Origin of the sequence: Thermococcus sp. 21S7, from assembly GCF_012027615.1 — an archaeon.
Lineage (GTDB): Archaea > Methanobacteriota_B > Thermococci > Thermococcales > Thermococcaceae > Thermococcus.
In genome coordinates this window covers 75097-97355 of the sequence record NZ_SNUT01000003.1, presented here as the reverse complement: position 1 = coordinate 97355, position 22259 = coordinate 75097, and the positions used below count along the sequence as shown (strand labels likewise).

21 protein-coding genes, 2 tRNA genes and 1 pseudogene are annotated in these 22259 nt (G+C 54.5%); 12 read left to right on the top strand and 12 right to left on the bottom strand.

What is annotated here, in order from left to right; translation table 11 throughout:
- Positions 1-10 precede the first annotated feature (10 nt).
- From E3E51_RS06185 to E3E51_RS06170, 4 genes and pseudogenes are all read right to left on the bottom strand, one after another.
- Complete coding sequence (locus E3E51_RS06185) at positions 11-1912, bottom strand: aldehyde ferredoxin oxidoreductase family protein (protein ID WP_167912263.1); 1902 nt, start codon at positions 1910-1912, stop codon at positions 11-13.
- Positions 1913-2172: 260 nt separating this feature from the next.
- A pseudogene (locus E3E51_RS06180) lies at positions 2173-2562 on the bottom strand (helix-turn-helix domain-containing protein); the annotation flags it as partial.
- Positions 2563-2913: 351 nt separating this feature from the next.
- Positions 2914-3001 (bottom strand) — tRNA-Leu (locus E3E51_RS06175).
- Positions 3002-3049: 48 nt separating this feature from the next.
- The gene (locus E3E51_RS06170) at positions 3050-3796 is read right to left on the bottom strand and encodes a DUF835 domain-containing protein (protein WP_167912262.1); all 747 of its coding nucleotides are present in this window, start codon (positions 3794-3796) and stop codon (positions 3050-3052) included.
- Positions 3797-3923: 127 nt separating this feature from the next.
- Here E3E51_RS06170 and E3E51_RS06165 point away from each other — a divergent pair.
- From E3E51_RS06165 to E3E51_RS06150, 4 genes are all read left to right on the top strand, one after another.
- Positions 3924-4001, top strand: a tRNA-Lys gene (locus E3E51_RS06165).
- Between the two features lie 69 nt (positions 4002-4070).
- On the top strand, positions 4071-5291 hold the full coding sequence (locus tag E3E51_RS06160) for a DEAD/DEAH box helicase (protein WP_167912261.1): 1221 nt from the start codon (positions 4071-4073) through the stop codon (positions 5289-5291).
- Between the two features lie 82 nt (positions 5292-5373).
- The gene (locus E3E51_RS06155; RefSeq protein ID WP_167912187.1) at positions 5374-5550 is read left to right on the top strand and encodes a hypothetical protein; all 177 of its coding nucleotides are present in this window, start codon (positions 5374-5376) and stop codon (positions 5548-5550) included.
- Positions 5540-6721: an RNA-guided endonuclease TnpB family protein gene (locus E3E51_RS06150; protein WP_167912422.1), complete on the top strand. Its 1182-nt coding sequence runs from the start codon at positions 5540-5542 to the stop codon at positions 6719-6721. Before E3E51_RS06155 ends, E3E51_RS06150 begins: the two co-directional genes overlap by 11 nt.
- Positions 6722-6735: 14 nt before the next feature.
- On the opposite strand, the gene E3E51_RS06145 is transcribed toward E3E51_RS06150, so the two are convergent.
- Both E3E51_RS06145 and E3E51_RS06140 read right to left on the bottom strand, forming a co-directional pair.
- A complete protein-coding gene (locus tag E3E51_RS06145; protein ID WP_167912260.1) occupies positions 6736-7890 on the bottom strand; it encodes a transglutaminase-like domain-containing protein in 1155 nt (384 codons plus the stop codon).
- Positions 7891-8024: 134 nt separating this feature from the next.
- Positions 8025-8867: a M55 family metallopeptidase gene (locus E3E51_RS06140; RefSeq protein ID WP_167912421.1), complete on the bottom strand. Its 843-nt coding sequence runs from the start codon at positions 8865-8867 to the stop codon at positions 8025-8027.
- Between the two features lie 151 nt (positions 8868-9018).
- Between E3E51_RS06140 and E3E51_RS06135 the strand changes: the two genes are divergently transcribed.
- Complete coding sequence (locus E3E51_RS06135) at positions 9019-9264, top strand: hypothetical protein (RefSeq protein ID WP_167912420.1); 246 nt, start codon at positions 9019-9021, stop codon at positions 9262-9264.
- A 30-nt stretch (positions 9265-9294) separates the two neighbouring features.
- Here E3E51_RS06135 and E3E51_RS06130 read toward each other — a convergent pair whose 3' ends face one another.
- The 3 genes from E3E51_RS06130 to E3E51_RS06120 form a co-directional block, all read right to left on the bottom strand.
- Positions 9295-10404: a hypothetical protein gene (locus E3E51_RS06130; RefSeq protein WP_167912259.1), complete on the bottom strand. Its 1110-nt coding sequence runs from the start codon at positions 10402-10404 to the stop codon at positions 9295-9297.
- A 110-nt stretch (positions 10405-10514) separates the two neighbouring features.
- Complete coding sequence (locus E3E51_RS06125; RefSeq protein ID WP_167912419.1) at positions 10515-11276, bottom strand: geranylgeranylglyceryl/heptaprenylglyceryl phosphate synthase; 762 nt, start codon at positions 11274-11276, stop codon at positions 10515-10517.
- Positions 11251-11715 (bottom strand): DUF123 domain-containing protein, encoded by a 465-nt coding sequence (locus E3E51_RS06120; RefSeq protein WP_167912258.1) that lies wholly within the window; start codon positions 11713-11715, stop codon positions 11251-11253. The genes E3E51_RS06125 and E3E51_RS06120 overlap by 26 nt, the downstream gene beginning before the upstream one ends.
- A 60-nt stretch (positions 11716-11775) precedes the next feature.
- Between E3E51_RS06120 and E3E51_RS06115 the strand changes: the two genes are divergently transcribed.
- The 3 genes from E3E51_RS06115 to E3E51_RS06105 all read left to right on the top strand — a co-directional run bounded on the left by E3E51_RS06115 (position 11776) and on the right by E3E51_RS06105 (position 15293).
- Positions 11776-12159 (top strand): DUF2095 family protein, encoded by a 384-nt coding sequence (locus E3E51_RS06115; RefSeq protein ID WP_167912418.1) that lies wholly within the window; start codon positions 11776-11778, stop codon positions 12157-12159.
- A gap of 34 nt (positions 12160-12193) precedes the next feature.
- On the top strand, positions 12194-13927 hold the full coding sequence (locus tag E3E51_RS06110) for an endonuclease MutS2 (RefSeq protein WP_167912257.1): 1734 nt from the start codon (positions 12194-12196) through the stop codon (positions 13925-13927).
- 103 nt (positions 13928-14030) lie between these two features.
- Positions 14031-15293, top strand: a complete 1263-nt coding sequence (locus E3E51_RS06105) for a methyl-accepting chemotaxis protein (RefSeq protein ID WP_346765953.1) — start codon at positions 14031-14033, stop codon at positions 15291-15293.
- A 127-nt stretch (positions 15294-15420) separates the two neighbouring features.
- Here the strand turns inward: E3E51_RS06105 and E3E51_RS06100 are convergent, their stop codons facing one another.
- The gene (locus tag E3E51_RS06100; protein ID WP_167912256.1) at positions 15421-16089 is read right to left on the bottom strand and encodes a Kae1-associated kinase Bud32; all 669 of its coding nucleotides are present in this window, start codon (positions 16087-16089) and stop codon (positions 15421-15423) included.
- A gap of 177 nt (positions 16090-16266) precedes the next feature.
- Here E3E51_RS06100 and thsB point away from each other — a divergent pair, with 177 nt between their 5' ends.
- The 4 genes from thsB (at position 16267) to E3E51_RS06080 (ending at position 21443) form a co-directional block, all read left to right on the top strand.
- Complete coding sequence (gene thsB / locus E3E51_RS06095; RefSeq protein WP_167912255.1) at positions 16267-17922, top strand: thermosome subunit beta; 1656 nt, start codon at positions 16267-16269, stop codon at positions 17920-17922.
- 102 nt (positions 17923-18024) lie between these two features.
- On the top strand, positions 18025-18903 hold the full coding sequence (locus tag E3E51_RS06090; RefSeq protein WP_167912254.1) for a zinc metalloprotease HtpX: 879 nt from the start codon (positions 18025-18027) through the stop codon (positions 18901-18903).
- Positions 18904-19034: 131 nt separating this feature from the next.
- Positions 19035-19970 (top strand): zinc metalloprotease HtpX, encoded by a 936-nt coding sequence (locus E3E51_RS06085; protein WP_167912253.1) that lies wholly within the window; start codon positions 19035-19037, stop codon positions 19968-19970.
- A 330-nt stretch (positions 19971-20300) separates the two neighbouring features.
- Complete coding sequence (locus E3E51_RS06080) at positions 20301-21443, top strand: amidohydrolase (protein ID WP_167912416.1); 1143 nt, start codon at positions 20301-20303, stop codon at positions 21441-21443.
- A 2-nt stretch (positions 21444-21445) separates the two neighbouring features.
- Here the strand turns inward: E3E51_RS06080 and E3E51_RS06075 are convergent, their stop codons facing one another.
- Both E3E51_RS06075 and E3E51_RS06070 read right to left on the bottom strand, forming a co-directional pair.
- Positions 21446-21844 carry a DUF86 domain-containing protein gene (locus E3E51_RS06075; RefSeq protein WP_167912252.1) on the bottom strand — a complete coding sequence of 133 codons (399 nt, stop codon included), beginning with the start codon at positions 21842-21844 and terminating at the stop codon, positions 21446-21448.
- Positions 21813-22226 carry a nucleotidyltransferase domain-containing protein gene (locus E3E51_RS06070; protein ID WP_167912251.1) on the bottom strand — a complete coding sequence of 138 codons (414 nt, stop codon included), beginning with the start codon at positions 22224-22226 and terminating at the stop codon, positions 21813-21815. Before E3E51_RS06070 ends, E3E51_RS06075 begins: the two co-directional genes overlap by 32 nt.
- Between the last annotated feature and the right edge of the window lie 33 nt (positions 22227-22259).

Below are 22259 nucleotides of genomic sequence, written 5' to 3'. Positions count from 1 at the left end.
GAGAAAACCTTCAAACTCCAGCCCCGATGTCCTCCGCGATGTCCGGGAGGTCGAGGGCCATGAGCTTGGCCTTGGTCGGGATTCCGTCCCTGCTCCAGCCGCGGGCCTGGTAGTACTCGTCGAGCATTCTGTCGAGCTCCCACGGCGGGACGTGGAGGCCCTTGCTGACGCCCTCCGGAATCGGCTCCCACATGACCCTGTACGGCAGGGTGTCGTCCTTTCTGCTGAAGCCCTCGCGGGCGTTGAAGGCCCTGGCGATGTTCATTATCCTCTCGCCGATGACCATCAGCTCGGCCTCGCCTACATTCATGCCTGTGACGGCTTCGACGAGCGGCGGGAAGCCTTCGAGGAAGTACATGTGCCTTGAGAACTTACAGACGCCGGTGGCGTCGTAGACCGCCATGAGGTTCTCGTGGAAGGCTATCTCGAATCCCTTATTCTCGCCCCTAGTCCTGTCGACGCCGTCGAACTTCCACCACCTGCCGACCAGCTCGGTTCCGTAGGCGCCGCTGGTGAGGTGGTCGGCACCGCGGACGTTCACGGCGAAGGCGAGCGCCATTCCCTTTATGCCGCGGACGTCGTAGGCCGGCGGCTCCATCCCCTTAACGTGCATGGCGAACTTCCAGCTGTCCTTTCCAAGCCTCTCGCTGGCCCTCTTGACACCGTCGGCGAGGAGCTTTCCGAGGTTGCCCTCGCGGTGGGCCATCTTCTTGAGGGCCTCGACCGCTGCTTCTCCATTGCCGAAGGTCAGCTCAAGGCCGTCCGCCTCCTCCTTGGTGAGAAGGCCCCTCTCGTAAGCCTCCATCGCCCAAGCGATGGTAACACCGGCGGAGATGGTGTCGAGGCCGAGCTCATCGGCGAGGTAGTTGAGGTACGCAACGGTTTCAAAGTCGTCGAGCTCAAGCACGCCGCCGAATGAGTAGAGGGTCTCGTACTCAGGACCGTCGGTCATGAAGGTGCCCCAGCGTTCGCTCTCGATTTTTATGTACTGGCTGCACGGCTTGTTGCACATCGGGCACGGCTTCCTTCCCGCACGGTACTTCGGCGCCCAGAAGTACGGGTCGATTCCGATGTGCTCCCTGCCCTCCTCCTTGGCCTTCTCGTAGGCCTTCTTGAAGAAGCCCATCTGCCAGTTCCTGACTGGGAAGGTACCGCGCTCGCGGTTCATCCAGTCGAGGAACTCGCCGCTTCCGTAGTCCATGTCCGCCTTGGTGGCCGGGTGGTCCTTAAAGACCCTTGCCCACTCCTTAATCAGTTCGCGGAGCTTCTCCGGCTCGGCGATTGGTATCTTCTTGGTTCCCTTGACGAGGATTCCCTTGAGCTTCTTGCTTCCGAGGACGGCTCCGGGGCCGCCCCTGCCGGCCTGCCTATCGTCGGTCTCTATCGTCGCTATCCTGCTGAGGTTCTCACCGGCTGGGCCGATGAAAGCCGTAGCGAATCCGGGGTACTCCTCCTTAGCCTTCTTCCTGGCCTCGCCGGTGGTGAGGCCCCAGTATCCCTCGGCTGGGACTATCTTAACCTCGTCGTTCTCGATTACAACCATAACGGGCTCTTCGCTCTGGCCTTCGATTATCAGAACATCGTAGCCGGCCTTCTTGAGCTCCTCACCCATCTTGGCGCCGGCCATCGAGCGGCCGTAACCGCCGGTGAGCGGGCTCTTGAAATTGAACGCCGTCTTTGAACCGGTTCCAATTCCCGTGGCAACGAACAGGCCGGGAGTGATTATCATCTTGTTCTCAGGTCCGAGGGGGTCCGCTCCGGCTGGAACCTCGTCGTAGAGAAGTCTGGTACCGAAACCAACACCGCCGAGGTACTTCCTTGGAAACTCCTCCGGCAGGGGCTCCACCTTGACCTCGCGGGTCGTCAGGTTGACCCTCAGAATCTTGCCCCAGTAACCACCTTTCGCCTCCATATCAGAATCACCTCGAAAGATTTTCGGGTTGGAGGATATAAGGCCTTCGCAAAAGGAAGCGTTTCACTACTCATCCTAAGTTAAGTTCATCTGTTAACTTAATGTGTTCTTGAATGTCCTAGTGTGTGCCGGGACGTAAATTTGATTCCATCTTAAACTAAGATTATGCCTTTGGCTGACCTCCTTCCCGCCCTGAAGGGTGAGGGTTCCAACGAGGAACCCCCTAACCCAATGGCGGAGAAGTTTGGGGGGTTCTCACCAGAGCCCTTAATCCGATACTGGTCGTTCCTGAGGGGGATTACGAAGAGTTTTCTGCCGTTCTTTTCCCTGATGAATTTAGGTGGTTTGGGTTTGAACCATGCGGGGAGTTCTCCCCCCTTTTTCTTTTTGTTGAGGGAGAAGAAACTCCTCCAGCTTTCAGCATTCTTTCTGGCCAACTGCTGGACTGTTGAACTACCAATCCAGTTTTTGAACTCGTGATATGCCTCTTTTTCAGTTGTTGAGAAGTCTATTTTACCGAATTCCTTGAACTGTTTAAGCCTCTCGTAGTTGAGCCTGTTCCAGATTACTGCCGTAGCGTGGGCTAACTCAAAAAGGATTTTCTCCTGCTCCTTTGAGGGTTGGAGTTTTACCGTTACTGCCCGCTTCATTTCAAAGTATGGCATGGCTTTTGGGCTTTAAAAAAAGATTGCTTTCCTGTTTGAAGGCTAATTTATCAAACACAGTATCCCCTGAAGGGCGAGGCTTGGTGAAGAGAAATGTCATCGATATGTTTGGCGGATACATCACCCAGGGAACCCTTCGTCCTCTCTAAACATCCGGCTGACTTCATCCCTCCCGGAAGGGTGAAGCTTGAAAAAGAAAATGTCAGCTTTACGAAACTCCGCAGACTCTCGGAAAAGCTTGATTAAAGCTTATGCATTCAGATGGATTACTGCAAAACTTGCAATTTAAACGGAGAACTTTGCTCCTGCTAATACGCCAATCAGAAAGGCTTGCTGTGGTGCGGGGGCGGGGATTTGAACCCCGGAACCCCTACGGGACGGGACCCTCAATCCCGCGCCTTTGACCAGGCTCGGCAACCCCCGCGCCGCCAAAGTATAACCGCCAATCGCCCTTTATAAATTTTGTGGTTTCTTAAACTTGGAGGACTTTGAATTCCTTCTCCAGAATTTTGTAGACCCAGTGGTCCACGGACTCCGGATCGACTATCAGGACTATTCCTCCACCGTTTTTCAGTACATGGTCCTTCAGCGAGAGCAGAAACCTCAGGACTCCTGTGGGACCGTTTTGGAGGATTAGATATTCCACACCCTCGACGATTACAAATGTATCGGATTCGACCTCCTGGGTTATTATGTGGAGGATGGCCGCGAGCCGGGTTGGTGATATGGATTTGGAGTCTTCAACGTTGGAGAGCCAGATATACGGGACCCCCGCTTGCTTCCACTTTTGAGGAAACCTCGTGAGTGCAATGACTTTCTTCCCGGCAAGAGTTTTGAGAATCTTCTTAGCGGGAATCGGCTTCATGAGGTACGCTCCGGGAGGAAGGCTTGACTGGCCGTTGAGTACAACCGTGGGCTTTACCTTGAGCTCTATTTCCTCCTTCAAGCTTCGGAATACAATGGCTATTATGAGTATCCCCAGTGCACCCAGGGCATCATCGAGGATCTTCAGGACTTTCAGGGGAACAACATCGTTCATAACGTTCACAAAATAGCCACTCCAGAACACGAAGGCACCCATAAAAAACCTCTTGATGATTTTATCGTCGAAGATTCCTCCCAGGGATTTCCGGAGTGAGAAAGCTAGGTAGATGAGTCCTGATAGGGACAGGAAGGACACTATCTCGGCGCCTAACTTTATGTGCTCGTATCCAATCATCAACACCACATCATGATATACGTTTAAAGGCTTTTCGATGAAAGTCTGTTAGATGCTGGGTTGTTCCTGTCCCGCGGGGGCACCAAAAAATTTATAAAGCCACCTCCCGTCTATGGTTTCGGGTTGAGGGCCGGTAGCTCAGCATGGTTAGAGCGCGGGACTCTTAATCCCGTGGTCGGGGGTTCGAATCCCCCCCGGCCCGCCAGACCGCGTTTCTTCTCGACGCGTTCCGTTTGAGAAGGGATGCGTTTGAGCAACGTAAGGAGTTAGGAAAATGAGTTTTGAAAGCTTAGGCTTATCGGAGGCCACGTTAGTGGCCGTCAGGCAGAAGGGCTTCTCACAGCCTACAGACATTCAGAGGGAGGTAATCCCGCGCCTTCTATCGGGCGACGTCGATATAATCGGCCAGTCTCAGACCGGGACGGGAAAGACGGCTGCCTTTGCGCTCCCGATAATCGAGGCGATTGACCCGAAGATAAAAGCCGTTCAGGCGATAATCCTCACACCCACGAGGGAGCTTGCCCTTCAGGTGTCGGATGAAATCAAGAGCCTCCGCGGGAGGAAGAGGGTTTACGTTTACGCCGTCTACGGCGGCCAGCCGATAGGGCCGCAGATAAGGGCGCTTGAGCGGGGGACCCACGTCGTAGTCGGAACCCCTGGCAGAGTTCTCGACCACATAAGGCGCGGGACCCTCGACCTGAGCTCCGTAAAGTTCTTCATCCTCGATGAGGCCGACAGGATGCTCGATATGGGGTTCATAGACGACATAGAGGCGATTTTCAGGGAGACGCCGAGAAAGAAGCGTGTGCTGATGTTCTCCGCCACGATGCCGCCGGAGATAAAGAGGCTCGCGAGGCGCTACATGGGTGACTACGAGGTGGTAAGCGTCAGCAGCGACGAGCTTGTGCCCGAGATGGTTGATCAGGAGTACATAGAGGTCGTTCCAGCTAGGAAGTTCACGGTGCTGAAGAAGATACTCGACGGCGCCGGGGACTTCTACGGGATAGTCTTCTGCGCCACCAAGCGGGAAACCAGGGAGCTGAGCGAGAGGCTCAGGAGGGCCGGCTACAGCGCCGAGGCACTCAACGGCGACATGAGCCAGGCCGCCCGTGAGAGAACCTTCTGGCGCTTTAAGACCAAGCGAACGAGGATTCTCGTGGCAACCGATGTCGCCGCGCGCGGTTTGGACGTCCAGGATATAAACCACATCGTCAACTACTCCCTGCCCATGACGGCCGAGGACTACGTCCACAGGATAGGGAGAACCGGCAGGATGGGCAAGAAAGGAAGGGCGATAACCTTCATAATGCCCGGCGAGTTCAAGAGGCTGCGCTACATTGCCCAGGTTGCGGGAGTGGAGATAAGGAAATCCGAGCTCAGCGAGGAGATTCCGAAGGAGTACCGGGAGAGGTACGAGCGCGGCCCTTCAGATGGCTACAGAAGAAACGGAAGAAGAAACTCTCGCTACCCCAGGGACTCTCGGGCTGTTTCTTAGTTGGTAACTTTCGTAACTTCTGTTGATTTTTATTAGTTTCTGTTAGCATAAGGTTTAAATATTCCCACTTAGTATTCTCTAAGTGGTGGTTAGTATGTCTAAAGCAACTTTCGTCATCAGCGAGGAAACCCTCGAAGAGTTCAAAAAACTCGCCAAGAAACGTTATGGAGACAAAAGAGGAGTTTTAAGCGTTGCAATTGAAGAAGCAATCAAGGATTGGATTAAAAAAACAAAAAAGGAGCTGGAAAATGCCGAGTGAAACCATCAAACTCACCGCCAAATTCAAGCTGAAAGAAACACCCGAAGGATTAGACGACCTTTTCTCTACTTATCGTGAAATCGTGAACTTTCTCATCACACACGCTTTTGAGAACAATGTTACCAGCTTTTACCGGCTGAAGAAGGAGACCTACAAGGGCTTACGCAGGGAGTATTCAGAACTTCCGAGCCATTACATTTACACGGCCTGTCAGATGGCCATATCAATCTTCAAAAGCTTTAGGAAGCGGAAGAAGAAGGATAAGGCCAAGGGGAGACCAGTTTTTAAGAAGGAAGTCATTATGCTTGACGACCATCTATTCAAACTTGATTTAGAGAACAGAACTGTAAAACTCTCCACTTCCCAAGGCAGGTTTAGTTTGGAGTTTTATCCCGCCAAGTATCACGAGAAGTTCAAGGATTGGAAGATTGGCCAAGCGTGGTTGGTTAGAACGCCGAAGGGAGTCTTCCTAAACGTCGTCTTCTCGAAGGAAGTTGAGGTTAAAGAGCCTGATGCTTTTGTTGGAGTTGATTTGAACGAGAACAACGTAACCCTTGCCTTGCCAAACGGTGAATTCGTTCAAATCACCACCCACGAGCGGGAGATTAGGACTGGATACTTCGTGAAGAGACGGAAAATACAGCGGAAAATCAGGGCTGGAAAGAGGAGGAGAGAACTCCTCGAAAAATACGGACAGAGGGAGAGGAACAGGCTTAACGACCTTTACCACAAATTGGCGAACAAAATCGTTGAGCTGGCAGAGAAATACGGTGGTCTTGCTCTTGAGGATTTGACGGAAATCAGGGACTCAATTAGATATTCCGCCGAGATGAACGGCAGGCTTCATCGCTGGAGTTTTCGTAAACTCCAGTCAATCATCGAATACAAGGCTAAACTGAAGGGTGTTAGGGTTGTTTTTGTGAATCCTGCTCATACTTCCTCCCTGTGCCCGGTATGTGGGGGTAAGTTAAGCCCGAATGGGCACAGGGTTTTGAAGTGTTTGAATTGTGGGTTTGAGGCTGATAGAGATGTGGTTGGCTCTTGGAATATTTCGCTTAGAGCCTTGAAGATGTGGGGAGTTTCCGTTCCCCCCGAAAGCCCCACGATGAAGAAGGGAGTGGGGAAGGTTAGCCGTAACGACGTTTACGAACTTCACGCAAGTTACGGCTAACCAGAACGGCTATTCTAAGAACTCCCGAGGTAGATGGTGAGGATCAAGTCCTCGCCCTCTATCTTGACCTCTATCCAGACCGCGTCGCTCTTCTGAACGTAGCCTGCGAACTCCTGGTCTGAAAGCATCTGGGAGAGCAGCCATTCGGCGTACTCTTCATGGAAGAACGGGTGGTAGTAGTCGGCCAGGTTGTAGTAGGTAACCCCCCACGTCCAGCCGGCCTTGTATCCCTTCGGGAGCTTTCCGTCGGAGAGGCTTTTTAGTGATTCGTCTGCCTCCAGGCCAAAGCGGCTGTAGAGAAGGTTCATCATCGAGACGGCTAAATTCCTCGCGTCGGCATCGCCCATGATGTAATCCTGGTTGAGGAACTCCTCGCCGGTAACGACGCCGAGAACCTTTACGCTGGCTTTCTCCCCTCCCTGTGTTATCTCGTAGAGCGTGGCGTTGATTATCCTGCTCCCCTGCCGCTCCCAGTAGCGGTAGTAGGCACCCAAATCCATGGGCGGAAGGTGCTGGTCGAGAGCGAAGTACCAGCCGTTTATTTTTACCAGGGCCGTTGCATGCCCTAAATCCGTGAGGTTTATGGCCATTGCGTAGACCGGTGAGTAGTTCATGGCCAGAAGAAGGGCGTCCGTGAGGACGGTGTAGTCTGTGCATATCCCGGTTCTCCTCATTATCGTCTCGTAGGGTGTCTGAATCGTGTTGTTCTGCCCATCAACGACCTCTTGCCTTCCGTCGGGGTATATCACGACCTTGGCGAAGGGCTGTTTGGCCTTCTCCCAGTCGTAGCTCAGCCACTCCTCCTCCCAGGCCAGGACGTTCCAGGCGCTTTGGGTGAGGTCTTCACCCTTGAGCTCCTCCGCGAGGGGGGATATGACCTCAAGCTCTTCCCTGCCCAGCATGCAGGGGAGTGCGTCCCTGAGAATGTAGCGCCAGAGGATTCCCGGACAGCTGAGCTCGGCGTCCTGACCCGGCAGGGAGACCGTTGAGTTTTCCCACTTCACGAAGGGATTCGTCCAGGTCGTCGGGGGTGTGGTGGGATGAGAGGAGACCTCCGGAGTCTGTCCCGGGCTGGAGATTCCCCTTTCACCTGCACCGTTCAACGGGGCAATGCAGCCGGATGAGAGAAGCATTAACACCAGGAGGGCCGATAGGATGTGTATCCGCATACTCAAAAATAGGGTGCGGGATTTATAAAGTTGGGCTGTACCCCCGGGGAGCGAAGGGGACTCACGGCTCGCCGAGCGCTCATCCCCCGCGGTTTCCCGGGGGCGTTGTGGGTTCTCCCTCAGGCCTTAAATCGTTAGCGGTTCACTATCGAGCTAACGCCCGCCGACGCGAGGACGAGAACCTCAAAGACTCTGTAAGCTTCCTCCACGCTCTTGGCCTCGAAGCGGATGGTCTTCCCGTCGAGTCTCTCCACGAAGGGCAGGAGCGCGGCCGTCTCGGCGTGGGCACTGTTGAGGAAGCGCAGTTTAACCTCGACCGGTGTTTCAGTCTTGAGGGGCCTAACCTCGTTCTTCTCAACGCGCCTGAGCGCTTCGAGGGCCCCTTCACGGAGGAGATCCCTTATGCCGTCCATCCCTGGGCTGATTGCAGAGTACCTGCCGAAGCTCTCCTTCAGGGGAACACCAGCTGCCCAGGGGAGGTGCTCCTTCACGTCGGTCTCTATCAGGGCCTTATCTCCAGCGACCATCGCGACAGGAACGTTCCACTCGCCGAGCAGGTAGGCGTTGAGGAGCGTCTCGCTGACTTCAACGCCGTTTATCTCAAGCCTGTCCACCGTCGCACCGCTGTAGGTGTGGTCGAACGTAGCGTGGCCGGTTCCGGCCTTGGCGTGGTAGCCGAGGAAGACGGCAAAATCCGAGCCTTTGGCGCCGGCCACCATGCTCATGGGCCGGGGAAAACCCCGTGCGAGCTTGACGTAGCTCGGCGTTTCGTCCACGAGGATGTTTACCATCGGCCCGTGGCTGTCGGCTATGACAATCCTGTCCACCCCGTTCTCGTGCAGGGTCTCGGCGACGACCCTGACCACCTCGGTCGCTATCTTCCTCGCCTCCCCGTAGAGCGCACCCTTCACGAAGAGGTGCTCCCTGCTGACTATGTGCGGCAAGCCCTCAAGATCGAGGGATATGAAGGCACGCATCGACATCACCACGACAAAAATCGAAGCGATAAAAGATAAATCTTGTGGTGGGCTTTATAACCTTGGGGAATATGCGGCGTGAGATTCAATGATTCCCGCTCATGAAAAGGGTTATATATGCCTTCTTTGATAGAATAAAGTGGTGATAGGTATGCAAATTGTCGAACTCGACATTAAATTGCCCTACGAAGGAAGGGGAAAGATTTTGAGCCGTCTGTATGAAAAGGTTAGGGGCAAGATTCGGGACATACACTTCTTCCCGCCGACTCTGGATGGTATTAGTGAGATAAGGATGGAGATTGAAGCGGAGAACGGTAAAAAGCTCGTTAGGGATCTCAGGAATATCGCGGGGGACGGAAAGGTTTTGTTTAAAGTCCAGGTCCTAAGTGAGGTTTGATTCTTCCAAATTTTACCATTTGGGCACTGCCTAGCGTTTCCTGCATGCGGCGGCTACGAGCACAAACACCAGGACCACTAGAACGATTGTAAAGGATATTGCCTCTTGAGTCCGGTACCATTCTTTGTGGGCTATCTTGCTATACTTGATGGGTGGAGTCAACACTCTCACTCCGTCATTTGAAACCTGGAAAAGGGGCAGTTCCTCAATGCGTCCCTTCTTGTAAAGGTATAGAGAAACATTTAGTGGTTTTTGAGGGCGTTCCTTATCGGGATGTAGAACGATTACTGGTACCCCTGAATGATAGTTGGTGTTGGGTTGTATCCACATGCTGTCATTGGCAAAACCAACTCCAATACTTGGGGGAACTATCAAAAGGCCATCGTCAAGGGGTATAGCGCAGGAGAGATTGACCGGTTCAAACTTTGTCTCCAGTTCTCCCAGGGCGATTTTATAGCGGGACGGGGAAAAGAGTACGTACTCCCCGGTGATCACCGGGCGAAGACATGCTTTGTTTAGCAGGGTTCCGGGATGGAAGGGAAGGTCAGTTATGTTGACCCGGTTCTCCAAGGTTACGTCGTCTCCGGAGGTGATAAGTTTAACCGAGCCGTCTATTTTATAAAGGACCCGTGTTCCATTTGGTTCCTCGAAGAGCAGGATGTACGGCATTGAAATATTTATGCCATCAAGCCATGGCACCTCCCCGAGCTTCTGGATCGTCCCCTCGCGGTAGCGGAGTATGAGGAGGGTGTCGGCAACAGGGGGTTCTTTTACAGGGGACTCGACGTGGGCACTGGTGGGAATAAGGAGGTAGAGCCATCCTCCGTAAAAGACTAACGGAAAACGTTCATGCCCGGTAAACCCAGTAAAATTAACGTAATAGACTCCACTCTGGTTAACGTAGAAGACGAAGTAACTCCAGGGCGATACTGGTTTAAGGATTCCCCCTGAAAAATGGCCGGCTTCCTCGTAGTAGTCATAATCGACGCCAACGAGAACACCTTTTGAATCCGCATAGATGACGAAGGGCTGGAGTGAGATTCCCCAGGGATTGGAGCTAAGATTCTGTGCGGATGCCAGCGGGAGAATTGAAAAGATGAACATGAGGATGAAGGTACTGAGGAGCCTGGCTTTAAACATAGTTGCACACCCTGTTGAGATATTCAAGTACCCTGACATCCGTTTCAATATAACCTTTTCTCTTCAAATTTTGTACACTATATAAAGTAGTATACAAAACCTGCAAAGTGCTAACCCTTTATCTCCCTATTGAGCTCCTCCAGCTTTTCTCTGGCCTTTTCAAGCGAACCCGCCTTCTCAATCGCCGTCCCTGTGACGATTATATCCGCCCCTGCCTCGACGGCCATTTTCGCCTGCTTCCCGGTTCTGATGCCGCCGCCGACGATGAGCGGGACGTCTATGACCTTTCTAACGAGGGAAATCATCTCCGGCGGAACGGGCTCCCTCGCCCCGCTCCCCGCCTCCAGGTATACGAGACGCATCCCCAAGTACTGACCGGCCAGGGCGTAGGCGGCCGCAATCTTCGGCTTGTGCCTTGGAATGGGCTTCGCGTCGCCAATCCAGCCGACCGTTTCGCCGGGTTCGATGATTAAGTATGCCATCGGAATCGGTTCTATTCCATAGCGCTTGACGGTAAAGGCCCCCAAAGCCTGCGAGCCGGTTATGAAGAAGGGATTGGTGGAGTTGAGCAGGCTCATGAAGAATATCGCGTCGGCGTACCTGCTTATCCCGCCGTGGGAACCGGGAAAGAGTATCGTTGGAAGGTTCGAGTTTTCCTTTATTGCCCTTACGACACCATCCAGAACGTCACCCTCGGCCCCGGTGGAGCCGCCTATCATCACCGCATCAACGCCGACTTCCTCGCTCATCCTCGCTATCTCTCCTGCGGTATCGGGGGTAACGTCGTCGGGATCGATGAGAACGAAGTGGAGCTTTTCTCTTTTGAGATTTTCATGAATGTATGACTCAATTCTCCCCAGTTTGAGCTTCATTTTCCTCACCGAATTCTATAGCTTCCCTCTCGCTTTTAACCCTTTTCCATTTCAGGCCCAGTCCTTTGAGGATTCCGGTGAGGAGGGCGTCCGGTTCCTCATCGAATCTGTAGAGGTTTGCCTTTACCCTAACGTCGCCCGCACCGAAGCCTTCCACCGGCTCACCGTGCCTGGATACCTCAACCGAGAGCTTCTCCTCAAGCCTTTCCTCGCTTGGAATCATGTACGCCCTCAGGAGTTTTGCGTCCTTCAGAAGGAAATCTATGTGCCAGTGGAGCTTTTTGTCTCTCCTGAAGTGCCTGGCGACCCTTTTCTCAAGGGAGTTCATCGCCGAGCCAACGTAGACGTAGTATCCTCCCTGCAGGAAGAACAGGCGTCCCTTTGTGGCTATTTTCCTCCCATCGGGCAGATGGATGACAAGGAAGTACGCGCCCCTCATGGGAATCACTCCCACTCAGAGTTTATAAACCCTCAAGCCTAACCCCCATAGGTGTGGAGAATGGAGGAAAAGAAAAAGAAGCGCCCCGTTGATGAATTTGCCTGGCAGGAATACGACAGGGGGGAGTTTGAGGAGCGTTTCCCTGCCCTGGCGAGGGAGCTGGAGGAGGATGGGGTCCCGATAGACGCTTACAGAACCGACGAGAAGAAGGCCATCGATGAGGAAGCGCGGGATTTCTCCGGATACAACCCCACCGTCATAGACTTTCTGAGGAGATGCGAGACCGACGACGAGGCGCTTGAGATAATAAACTGGATGGAGGATCGAGGGGAAATAACCCACGAAATGGCCAAGGAGCTGAGGATAACGCTCGTAAAAAAGGGAGTCAGGGCTTTCGGCTCCAAGAAGGAGTGGGGATGGTACGAGAGGCACCGCGCGAGATGAAAAGCTTTTTAGTGCATCCCCCTCATTTTCATCGATGACGCTTAAGCTGAACCCCGAGGCCAAAGCGATTTACAGGGCAATCCGTGGAGAAATACAGAAACGGTTAGTTCTTCCTGGGAGCGCCTCCATCCTTGAGAGGTTTGAACCTACCGCAGATGTGGAGGAGATTCTCCGCAGGCAGGATTACTTCCGGGAAAACTTTCCAAAAATCCGCCCTGAGATGAGGGAGCATATCTCCAGAGTCAAGCCGGTAAGATTCCGCCGCGATTACCTCCACGACAGGATTCTCATAGTTGACGAAAGCGAGGTCGAGAGGGCCGAGAGTTTGGGGCTCTGTGAGGTTTCTACGAGCATTGAGGATGCCGAGGGATACCCCGTTGTCCTCAGCACCGTCGGCTACGGCATCGACGTTGAACTCACACCGTCGCAGATAGCTCCGGAGCTTTACATAATGCCCCTATGGGAGAACAGGGAGACGCTTAGGGCCCTGGCCAGAATCGGCGAGCTGAGGGGGGAACGGGGCGTCGCTTCGGAGATTCTCGGGGAGCTGAACGAACTTGGGGAGGTCATGGCAAAGCGGAAGCTCCTCGATGGGCTGGAGGAGCTGATAGCCGAGAAGGAGCGCGAGCTTAACGAGAACATATCCGAGAAGCTTGAGAAGTTCAGCCTGACGCTGAGCGGGAAGGAGCTGCTCGACTTCCTCGGAGAACTCAAGGCCGGGAACTACGAGGCGATATTCAGGCACTTCGGTGAGGTAGAGGGTGAGATTCTCGATTTAATAAACGAGGCCGAGAACGAGCTGAGCGAAAAGCTGGGCGTTGCGGTTGAACTTTTCTCCCGGGAGGAGTTGTACCCGGTGACGGTTCCGCCGGAGAGAGTGGGGATGCTTCGGGAAGAACTCGAAAGGGAGCTTAAGATTGAGCTGTACCTCAGAAGCAGGGAGGTGCTTGAAAAAGTCATGCCCCTGCTTCCAAAGCTCAGGGAGGAACTGGGGTGGGTTCACGAGCTGGATTTCCTGCTGGCGGTGAGGGATTTTACGGAAGGATTTTCTTTTCCGGAGCTCTGGAGCGGTGGAATGGCGTTCGTCAGCGGACGGCACCTCTTCATAGAAAACCCCCAGCCTGTCAGCTACGCCGTAGGGAAAACACCCGACGGATTCTCGGTGCCCGGTGCCGGGGAGATTCACGGCGAGGGAATCGTCATCCTCACCGGCGCCAACAGCGGTGGAAAGACAAGTCTTCTGGAGCTGATGACCCAGATAGCGGTTCTCGCCCACATGGGATTCCCGGTTCCGGCGGAAAAGGCATGGATTGAGCCCCTCAATGAGCTGTTCTTCTTCAGGCGAAAGAGGAGCGCCTACGGCGCCGGTGCCTTCGAGACGGCGTTAAGGTCATTCGTGAGGGCACTCAAAGGCTCCGGTAGAAAGCTCATCCTCATAGATGAGTTCGAGGCCATAACCGAGCCGGGCGCGGCCCTCAAGATAATCGGCGAACTTTTGAAGATTGCCCATGAGAAGGGCTTCTACGTTGTCATAGTGTCGCACCTCGGAGGGGACCTCAGGAAGAATCTCCCCTTCGCGAGGGTCGATGGAATCGAGGCGAAGGGACTGGACGAGAAGCTCAACCTTATCGTTGACAGACAGCCAGTATTTGGAAAACTGGGCAGAAGCACACCGGAGCTCATCGTTGAAAGCCTCGCAAGAAAGAAACGCGGAAGGGAGAAGGAGATCTTCGAGAGGGTTCTGCGAGCCTTCAGGGCGGATGTGTAGGTCCCTGTGTAGGTAGTTACTACATCTTTTTGGCGTTAAGTTCTTACTTCAATTAATTAGAAAAGCTTAAGTAAGGAGAAAGCGGTTTTAATGATGGGTGGTCATGATGGATGGAAAAACGGGCATCGTAGCGTCCCCTGTGATAGCGTTCATCCTAACATTACTCCCCGCGGTTACCATCGGACCGCTGGCGGGTGCCGTTGGGGGAGTTCTGGGAGTTGTTGTGGGCATCATGGTGGCCAAAGGATCCATCAAAGAGGAAAAGATTCCCAAGGATATCGAGAGGTACCGGAGAGAAATTGAGCATCAGATCGACATCATAAGTGAAATCATCGATAGGCTTGCGGAGGGTGACCTCTCGGTTGAGGACAAGGCCCTTGACGGTCACTTGAAGAGGATTAGAGATGCCATAGAGAAGATGCGTAAGAACCTCAGGAACATTGTGATTGAAATCCACGATGCTACTGACGTCGTTCAGGAGCGGAGCAAGCTGATACGGGAAAACGTCGACCAGATCAGCGAGGCCATTCAGCAGGTTGCGGAGGCCATCAACCAGGTTAGCATAGAAGCCCAGCGCGAGCAGGAGAACATCAACCACATGACCGAAACCATGCGCTACATCGATGAGATTGGAAAGGAAACCATAACGACAATGGAGGATTTTGAGAAGTCGATGAGTGATGTCGTTGCACTGGCCAGGGAAGGCGGCCAGAAGGGCGAGGAGGCCGTCGGCCAGATCGAGGAGATAAGGAACATGATGCTCATGATCGAGGAGACCGTCAAGGGCGTCGCTGAGATGGGTAAGAACATCGCCAACATCACCAACGTTATCACGGGCATTGCCGAGCAGACAAACCTCCTGGCGTTAAACGCGGCGATTGAAGCCGCCCGCGCCGGGGAGGCAGGAAAAGGCTTCGCGGTTGTCGCCGAGGAGATTAGGAACCTTGCGGAGGAGAGCAAGAACGCCGCCGACGACATACGCAACATCGTGAGCCAGATTATGGAGAAGATACAGGAGAGCGTTGAGGTCACTGGCAAGAGCGTGGAAACTGTCTCCAACTCAACCGAGGTCCTCAAGGAGAGCGTCTCGTACCTCACCCACATAGCCGAGCTCATGGCTGAGATGGAGGTCAAGGCCAACGAGCTCAAGAGCAAAGTGCTCGAAGAGGGCGAGAAGATAGACGAGGGCCTGCGCTTCCTGGAGAACCTTGCCGCCAGTGCAGAGGAGACCACCGCGGCGGCTGAAGAGGTCAGCGCCGCCGCAGAGGAGCAGACATCGGCGCTCGAAGAGGTCAGGGCGGCCATCACGGACTTCGAACGGGTCATCCAGGAGCTTGTGGACGTCGTCAACAAATTCAAGGTCTGATTTTTCTATCTTTTGTCCGCCTACATTTTTCTCCGGAATTCGCTTCTTGTTCCTGGGATGCTCAGGCACGTTCTTCGGGATGACTGGAATGCCCGGAGTACTGTAGGGCCACCGCTGGTGGCCGAAGTCAGCCCACCCAGCTCCGCTCCCTGTACCTTCCCCTGCTCTCGATTTCTTCTATCTTCGCCCTGATCTCCTCCGCCTTCTCCTCGCCCCTGACCTCGGAGTAGCCCTCCAGAACCGCCTCAAAGCCCCTCTCGAACCAGGTGTAGTGCGTGCTCTCCATGGCGCGCCTGAGCAGATGCAGGTCAACGCCCCTCGCCTCCAGGGTGGGGTCAAAGTCGGCCAAGCCAAAATCTATCAGGTAGACCCTCCCCTCCCTGAGTATCATGTTGCTGGTGGTCAGGTCGCCGTGCACTACCCCCGCCTCGTGGAGCCTTCCAACCTGCCTCCCAATCTCGCGGCAGAGTTTTAAGCGCTCCTCCATCGGCAGCCTCTCTAAAAGCTCCTTCAGGCGCTCGCCGTCTATGAACTCCATGGCTATCTTCATGTCCCTTGTATCAACCTCATAGACGTAGGGGCAGTTCACACCGAACTCCTTCGCCCTGTGGAGGACCCTGGCTTCCCTAACCGTTCTCTCCTTTCTCAACCGTTCGTCTATCTCCCTTATGCGGTAGCGCTTTGGAATTCTGTGTTTGATGATTATCCTCTCTCCCGGGAGGAGTTCTGCCCCGAAGTACTCTCCAAACTCCCCCAGATATATCCTCGCCTCCGCGCCCTGCTTTATCATCCTCACCTCATCCACCCGTCCTCAGTTGTGCGTTGAGGTTTTAGCCCTTTCCTCCGGTTCCCGGCCACATCTTTGTCATTTTTTCAAAATCTTCCGCGTTAATTGAAATTTTTGACCCAAAAATTTATATGCAACGCTGACGAAGCGTTTCTGCAAAAAGCAATTCGATAGGAGGAATGTCAAATGGCACAGCTTAGCGGACAGCCGGTTGTTATTCTGCCTGAGGGGACTCAGAGGTACGTTGGTAGGGATGCGCAGAGGCTGAACATTCTTGCCGCGAGGATTATTGCTGAAACCGTTAGAACCACCCTCGGCCCGAAGGGTATGGATAAAATGCTCGTCGACAGCCTCGGTGACGTCGTTGTCACCAACGATGGAGCCACGATTCTCGACAGGATAGACCTCCAGCACCCGGCTGCGAAGATGATGGTTGAGGTTGCTAAGACTCAGGACAAGGAGGCGGGCGATGGAACCACTACTGCCGTCGTCATCGCTGGCGAGCTTCTCAGGAAGGCTGAGGAGCTCCTCGACCAGAACATCCACCCGAGCATCATCGTCAAGGGTTACACGATGGCCGCCGAGAAGGCCCAGGAAATACTCCAGGAGATCGCCATAGAGGTCACCCCTGACGACGAGGAGACCCTCATGAAGATAGCCATGACTTCAATCACCGGCAAGAACGCCGAGAGCCACAAGGAGCTCTTTGCGAAGCTCGCCGTTGACGCCGTCAGGCAGGTCGCCGAGAAGAAGGACGGAAAGTACGTCGTGGACATCGACAACATCAAGATCGAGAAGAAGGCCGGAGAGAGCGTTGAGGAGAGCGAGCTCGTCCGCGGCGTCGTCATCGACAAGGAGCGCGTCCACCCCAGGATGCCGAAGAGGATCGAGGGAGCTAAGATTGCGCTCATCAACGAGGCCCTTGAGGTCAAGAAGACCGAAACGGATGCCAAGATAAACATCACCAGCCCGGACCAGCTCATGAGCTTCCTTGAGCAGGAGGAGAAGATGCTCAAGGAGATGGTTGACCAGATTGCCGCCACCGGTGCGAACGTTCTCTTCGTCCAGAAGGGCATCGACGACCTTGCCCAGCACTACCTCGCCAAGTACGGCATCCTCGCCGTCAGGAGGGTTAAGAAGAGCGACATGGAGAAGCTCGCGAAAGCCACCGGCGCGAAGGTTGTTACCAACGTTAAGGACCTAACCCAGGACGACCTCGGCCACGCCGACCTCGTCGAGGAGCGCAAGATTGCCGGCGAGAGCATGATCTTCGTTGAGGGCTGCAAGAACCCGAAGGCCGTTACCATACTCATCCGCGGCGGCACCGAGCACGTCATCGACGAGGTTGAGCGCGCCCTTGAGGACGCCATCAAGGTCGTCAAGGACGTCATGGAGGACGGCTACGTCCTTCCGGCCGGTGGTGCCGGCGAGATAGAGCTCAGCATCAAGCTTGACGAGTACGCCAAGCAGGTCGGCGGCAAGGAGGCGCTTGCCATCGAGAACTTCGCCGACGCGCTCAAGATAATCCCGAAGACCCTCGCCGAGAACGCCGGTCTCGACACCGTTGAGATGCTCGTCAAGGTCATCAGCGAGCACAAGAACAAGGGCAGGGCCATAGGCATCGACGTCTTTGAGGGAGAGCCGGCAGACATGCTCGCCAAGGGCATCATCGAGCCGTTGAGGGTTAAGAAGCAGGCCATCAAGAGCGCCAGCGAGGCGGCAATAATGATCCTCAGAATCGACGATGTCATCGCCGCCAAGATAAGCAAGCCCGAAGGCGGCCAGGGCGGAGGAATGCCCGGCGGTATGGGCGGAATGGGCGGCATGGACATGGGCATGTGATATCCCTCCCTTCTCTTTCCTTATACTCAATCTTGTACCAAAAGGTTTTATTTGGCAATACCTCTCTTATTATGGGAGCGAGAACCTCAAGGAGGTGAGAGCATGGGGCTTGGTCTGTGGTTCAGAACCGGCCTGCTGATGGCCGCCCTGACGGGATTACTGATGGCCATCGGCTACGCCTTTGGAGGCCCCAGCGTAGCTTTCATGATGTTCCTGTTCTCGATGGTCTTCAACTTCATAACCTACTGGTACAGCGATAGAATCGTCCTGAGCTGGTACCGCGCGAGGATAGTTGACGAGTTCGAGGCCCCGGAGCTCTACGCCATAGTAAGAAAGCTCGCCGAGAACGCGGGCTTACCAATGCCGCGGGTGGCCATAATCCCCAGCGAGACGCCCAACGCGTTCGCCACAGGAAGGGATCCAAAGCACGCGGTCGTTGCCGTGACCACGGGGTTGCTCAGAATCCTCGACAGGGATGAGCTTGAGGGAGTGATAGGCCACGAGCTTACCCACATAAAGAACAGGGACATGCTCATCGGAACGTTCGCGGCAGCACTCGCCGGCGCCATCGTCCAGCTCGCCTACTGGGCCAGGTGGATAGCCATCTTCGGCGGCTTCGGCAGGGATGAGGACGACGCCGGCAACGTCCTGACCGCGATACTCATAGCCGTCCTCGCCCCGATAGCGGCGATGCTCATACAGGCGGCCGTGAGCAGGTCGAGGGAATTCCTGGCCGATGAGGGCGGTGCGAGGATAAGCGGCAAACCCTGGGCGCTCGCGAGCGCGCTGATGAAGATAGAGCGCGCCGTCAGCTACCGGCCGATGAGGGAAGGGAACCCTGCAACGGCGCACATGTTCATAGTGAACCCCTTCAGGGGCATGAGCATGGCGAGCCTCTTCTCCACCCACCCGCCGACGGAGAAGAGGATCGAGAGGCTCAGGAAGATGGCCGAGGAGATGGGCTACGCCCCGACCTTCTGACATTGTCTTTTCTCTTAAGCCTCGCCATTGGGGCGGGGAGGTTGTTCTCTCCATTTCTGCCCATCTTTTGAAGCGAACGAAAGGTTTGTAAAGGATTAGTTCGAACTTAACACATACGAAGGTGATAATCCGTGAAAATTTGGTTGTTCCTGAGAACCACCCTTATGATAGCCCTTCTAACCGGCCTCCTGATGGCCATGGGCTACCTCCTCGGCGGCGCCAGATGGATGACCTACATGTTCTGGTTCGCCGTTGGAATGAGCTTCCTCTCCTTCTGGTACAGCGACCGGCTCGTTGTCAAGATGATGAAGGCGAGAATAGTGAGCCGGGAGGAGGCACCTGAGCTCTACGATATAGTGGAAAAGCTCGGCAAAAAGGCCAACCTCCCGATGCCGAAGATAGCGATAATCGACGACCCAACGCCGAACGCATTCGCCACAGGCAGGAACGCAAAGCACGCCCTCGTTACAGTCACGACGGGCATTCTCGAACTCCTGGACAGGGACGAGCTTGAGGGTGTCCTGGGCCACGAGCTTACGCACGTGAGGAACCACGACATTCTGGTCGGAACGATAGCCGGCGCTCTCGCTGGGGCGGTTGTTTACATAGCCTACGTAACCAAGTACCTGGCCTTCTTCAAGGCCATCTTCGGCGACCTAAGCCTCGACCGCTTCATCTACGCCATCCTCATCGCCATAACCGCCCCGATAGCGGCCGTAATAATCCGCTCGGCGATAAGCAGGCGCAGGGAGTTCGCGGCGGATGAGGGCGGCGCGAGACTCAGCGGAAAACCCTGGGCCCTCGCGAGTGCCCTTCTCAAACTCGACGAGGCGGTTAAAAAGCTCCAGAAGGAGGCCGAGGTGAAGAAGAAAAAGCCCCTCGGCAACCCCGGGCTGGCACACCTCTTCATAGTGAACCACTTCGAGGGCGACCGCGTTTCGAGGCTCTTTGCAACCCACCCGCCGACCGAGCAGAGGATAGAGAACCTCCGCAGGGTCGCGAAGGACATGGGGGTTGAGTTCCGTTCTGGTTATCCGCTATTTTTGGAACTTGTGAACCAATCGTAGCGGATAACCTTCCACCCTCCCGTCTTCATTAGGGGGCTTTCGGGGGGAACGGGAACTCCCCACATCTTCAGGCTTTTCAGCAGTCCCCATTCGGGCTTAAAGACCCCACATACCGAAGACTGCCACACCACCCCAAAATAAAACCCAAGAATATTTAAAAATTACGGAAAACAAAAACCCACAAAAATTACAAAAGTTACGACTTATGGAACAGCCCTACTGAGCGATTCTCCCTTTCTATGGTCACATAACTGTTGAACTACATAATTACCGAATTCCTGAATCGACAAGCATTTAAACGTTAGCGCACATTTCTTAACGGTGATGAACGTGAAAGCTGTAAAGGCAACCCTTCTCTACGACGGCCTGGGGAACGTTCTGAAGGATGTCTACGTCGTTTTTGATAGAAACATCGTGGACGTAACGAAGGAAAGGCCGAAGGAAGCGGAGATAATAGCTGAAGGCGTCGTGACTCCTGCCTTCATAGACGGCCACAGCCACATAGGAATGGACAGGTATGGAGAACCCTACCAGGAGGGCGAGGCCAACGAACAGATGGACGCGGTTCTGCCGCTCGTCGATGCCCTCTACTCCATCTACATGGACGACAAGGCTTTCAGGCACTCCATCGAGTTCGGAGTGCTCTACTCCTCCGTCCTGCCGGGGAGCGGGAACATCATCGGCGGAAAGGCGGTCTTCATAAAGAACTACGGGCGCGACATAGAGGACGCATTCATCCAGTACGCGGGCGTTAAGGCGGCCTTCGGCTACAACCCGCGCTCAACGAAGGAGTGGAAGGGAACGAGGCCGAGCACGAGGATGGGCGCGATAGGGATTCTCCTCAACTGGCTGATTAAGACGCAGAAGACAATAGCCCTGCTGGAGAAAGGCAAGAAGGAGCCGGAGGAGGTCGAGCCTACCGTTGAGGCCCTCATTCCGGTTCTCAAGGGCGAGATCCCGCTCCGCGTCCACGTCCACAAGGAGGACGACATCGCGGCTCTGCTGATGATAAAGCGGAAGTTCGGGCTTAAGATAACAATCGAGCACGCCGGCGACGTCCACAGCAGGGAGACCTTCGAGAAGATTAAGGCCGAGGGCGTTCCGGTGATTTACGGCCCCTTCGACAGCCACCCTTACAAGGTGGAACTCAAGCACGAGGACTGGAAGAACGCCCGCTATCTGCTTGAGGTCAAGCCCCTCTTCGGACTCATGAGTGACCACCCGGTCACGCTCCAGGCGAACCTCTACCTCCAGCTCAGACACTTCATAAGGCTCGGCATGAGCAAGGCGGAGGCGATAAAGGTCATCACCCACAACAACGCGAAGATACTCGGCGTCGACGACAGGCTCGGGAGCATCGAAAATGGCAAGTGGGCTTCTCTGGTAGTCTGGAACGGAGACCCCTTCGGCATGGAGAACTACCCGACGCACGTCTTTGCCGAGGGCGAGCTTATTCACGAGGCGGACTGGTGACTTCAACCTTCCAGTTTTTCATACTTTTCTATAAGCTTTAAAACGACCTCGTACAGCTCGTCAATCCTCCGGAGGCCTTCGTTCACTATGTCGAGGTTCAATCTGTCATACTTGTGAACTATAGCGTTTCTCAGACCGTTATAAGTTCTAAGCAGGTTTGCATCTGCTTCGGAGATAATTCCCTCCTTCCTAAGCCGTTCGATGTTCGTGTAATCGTCCTCGACCGTCATGCCGAGGTCCTTAACAAGCATCGCAACGATGTCCATCGCTATATCCACGCAGAGCTGGAGGGAGTAGAGCAGTGCCCTCTGGGTAACCTCGTCCCGCATCTCATGGCTCTTTATGAACTCATACTCCTCTTCAAACCTCTCAAGCTTCTCTAAGTACCTTTGCCTTCTCACGGGCGCGCCTCCTCAGTTTTACTTTCTCCCTCACGCTCTCAAACTGGTTCTCCCTGATCCTGTGTTCCATATCCTTCCAGAGCTTCCGGAACCGGTAGAAGTACTCTGAAAGCTCAAGCTCGTCGCCGTACACAATCCTATGATTCCTGATGACATCAATCTGGACGTATAGCGGAAGCTCCTCGAAGACCTTAACGTCGTACTTTCCACCGAGCCTTTGGAGAACTCTCTCGTAAACCCCGGGCTTTGGTCTGACGAGACACACATCAACGTCGCTTATCTTCGTGGCCTCTCCCCTCGCGTGAGAGCCGTAGAGTAGAATCCCCATGCAGGAGTCCTTGAACTCCCGGAAGTCCCTGCGGAGTTGCTCCATTAGGTTCATTGAACCACCGTAAAGGATAGGAAAAGAATAAGA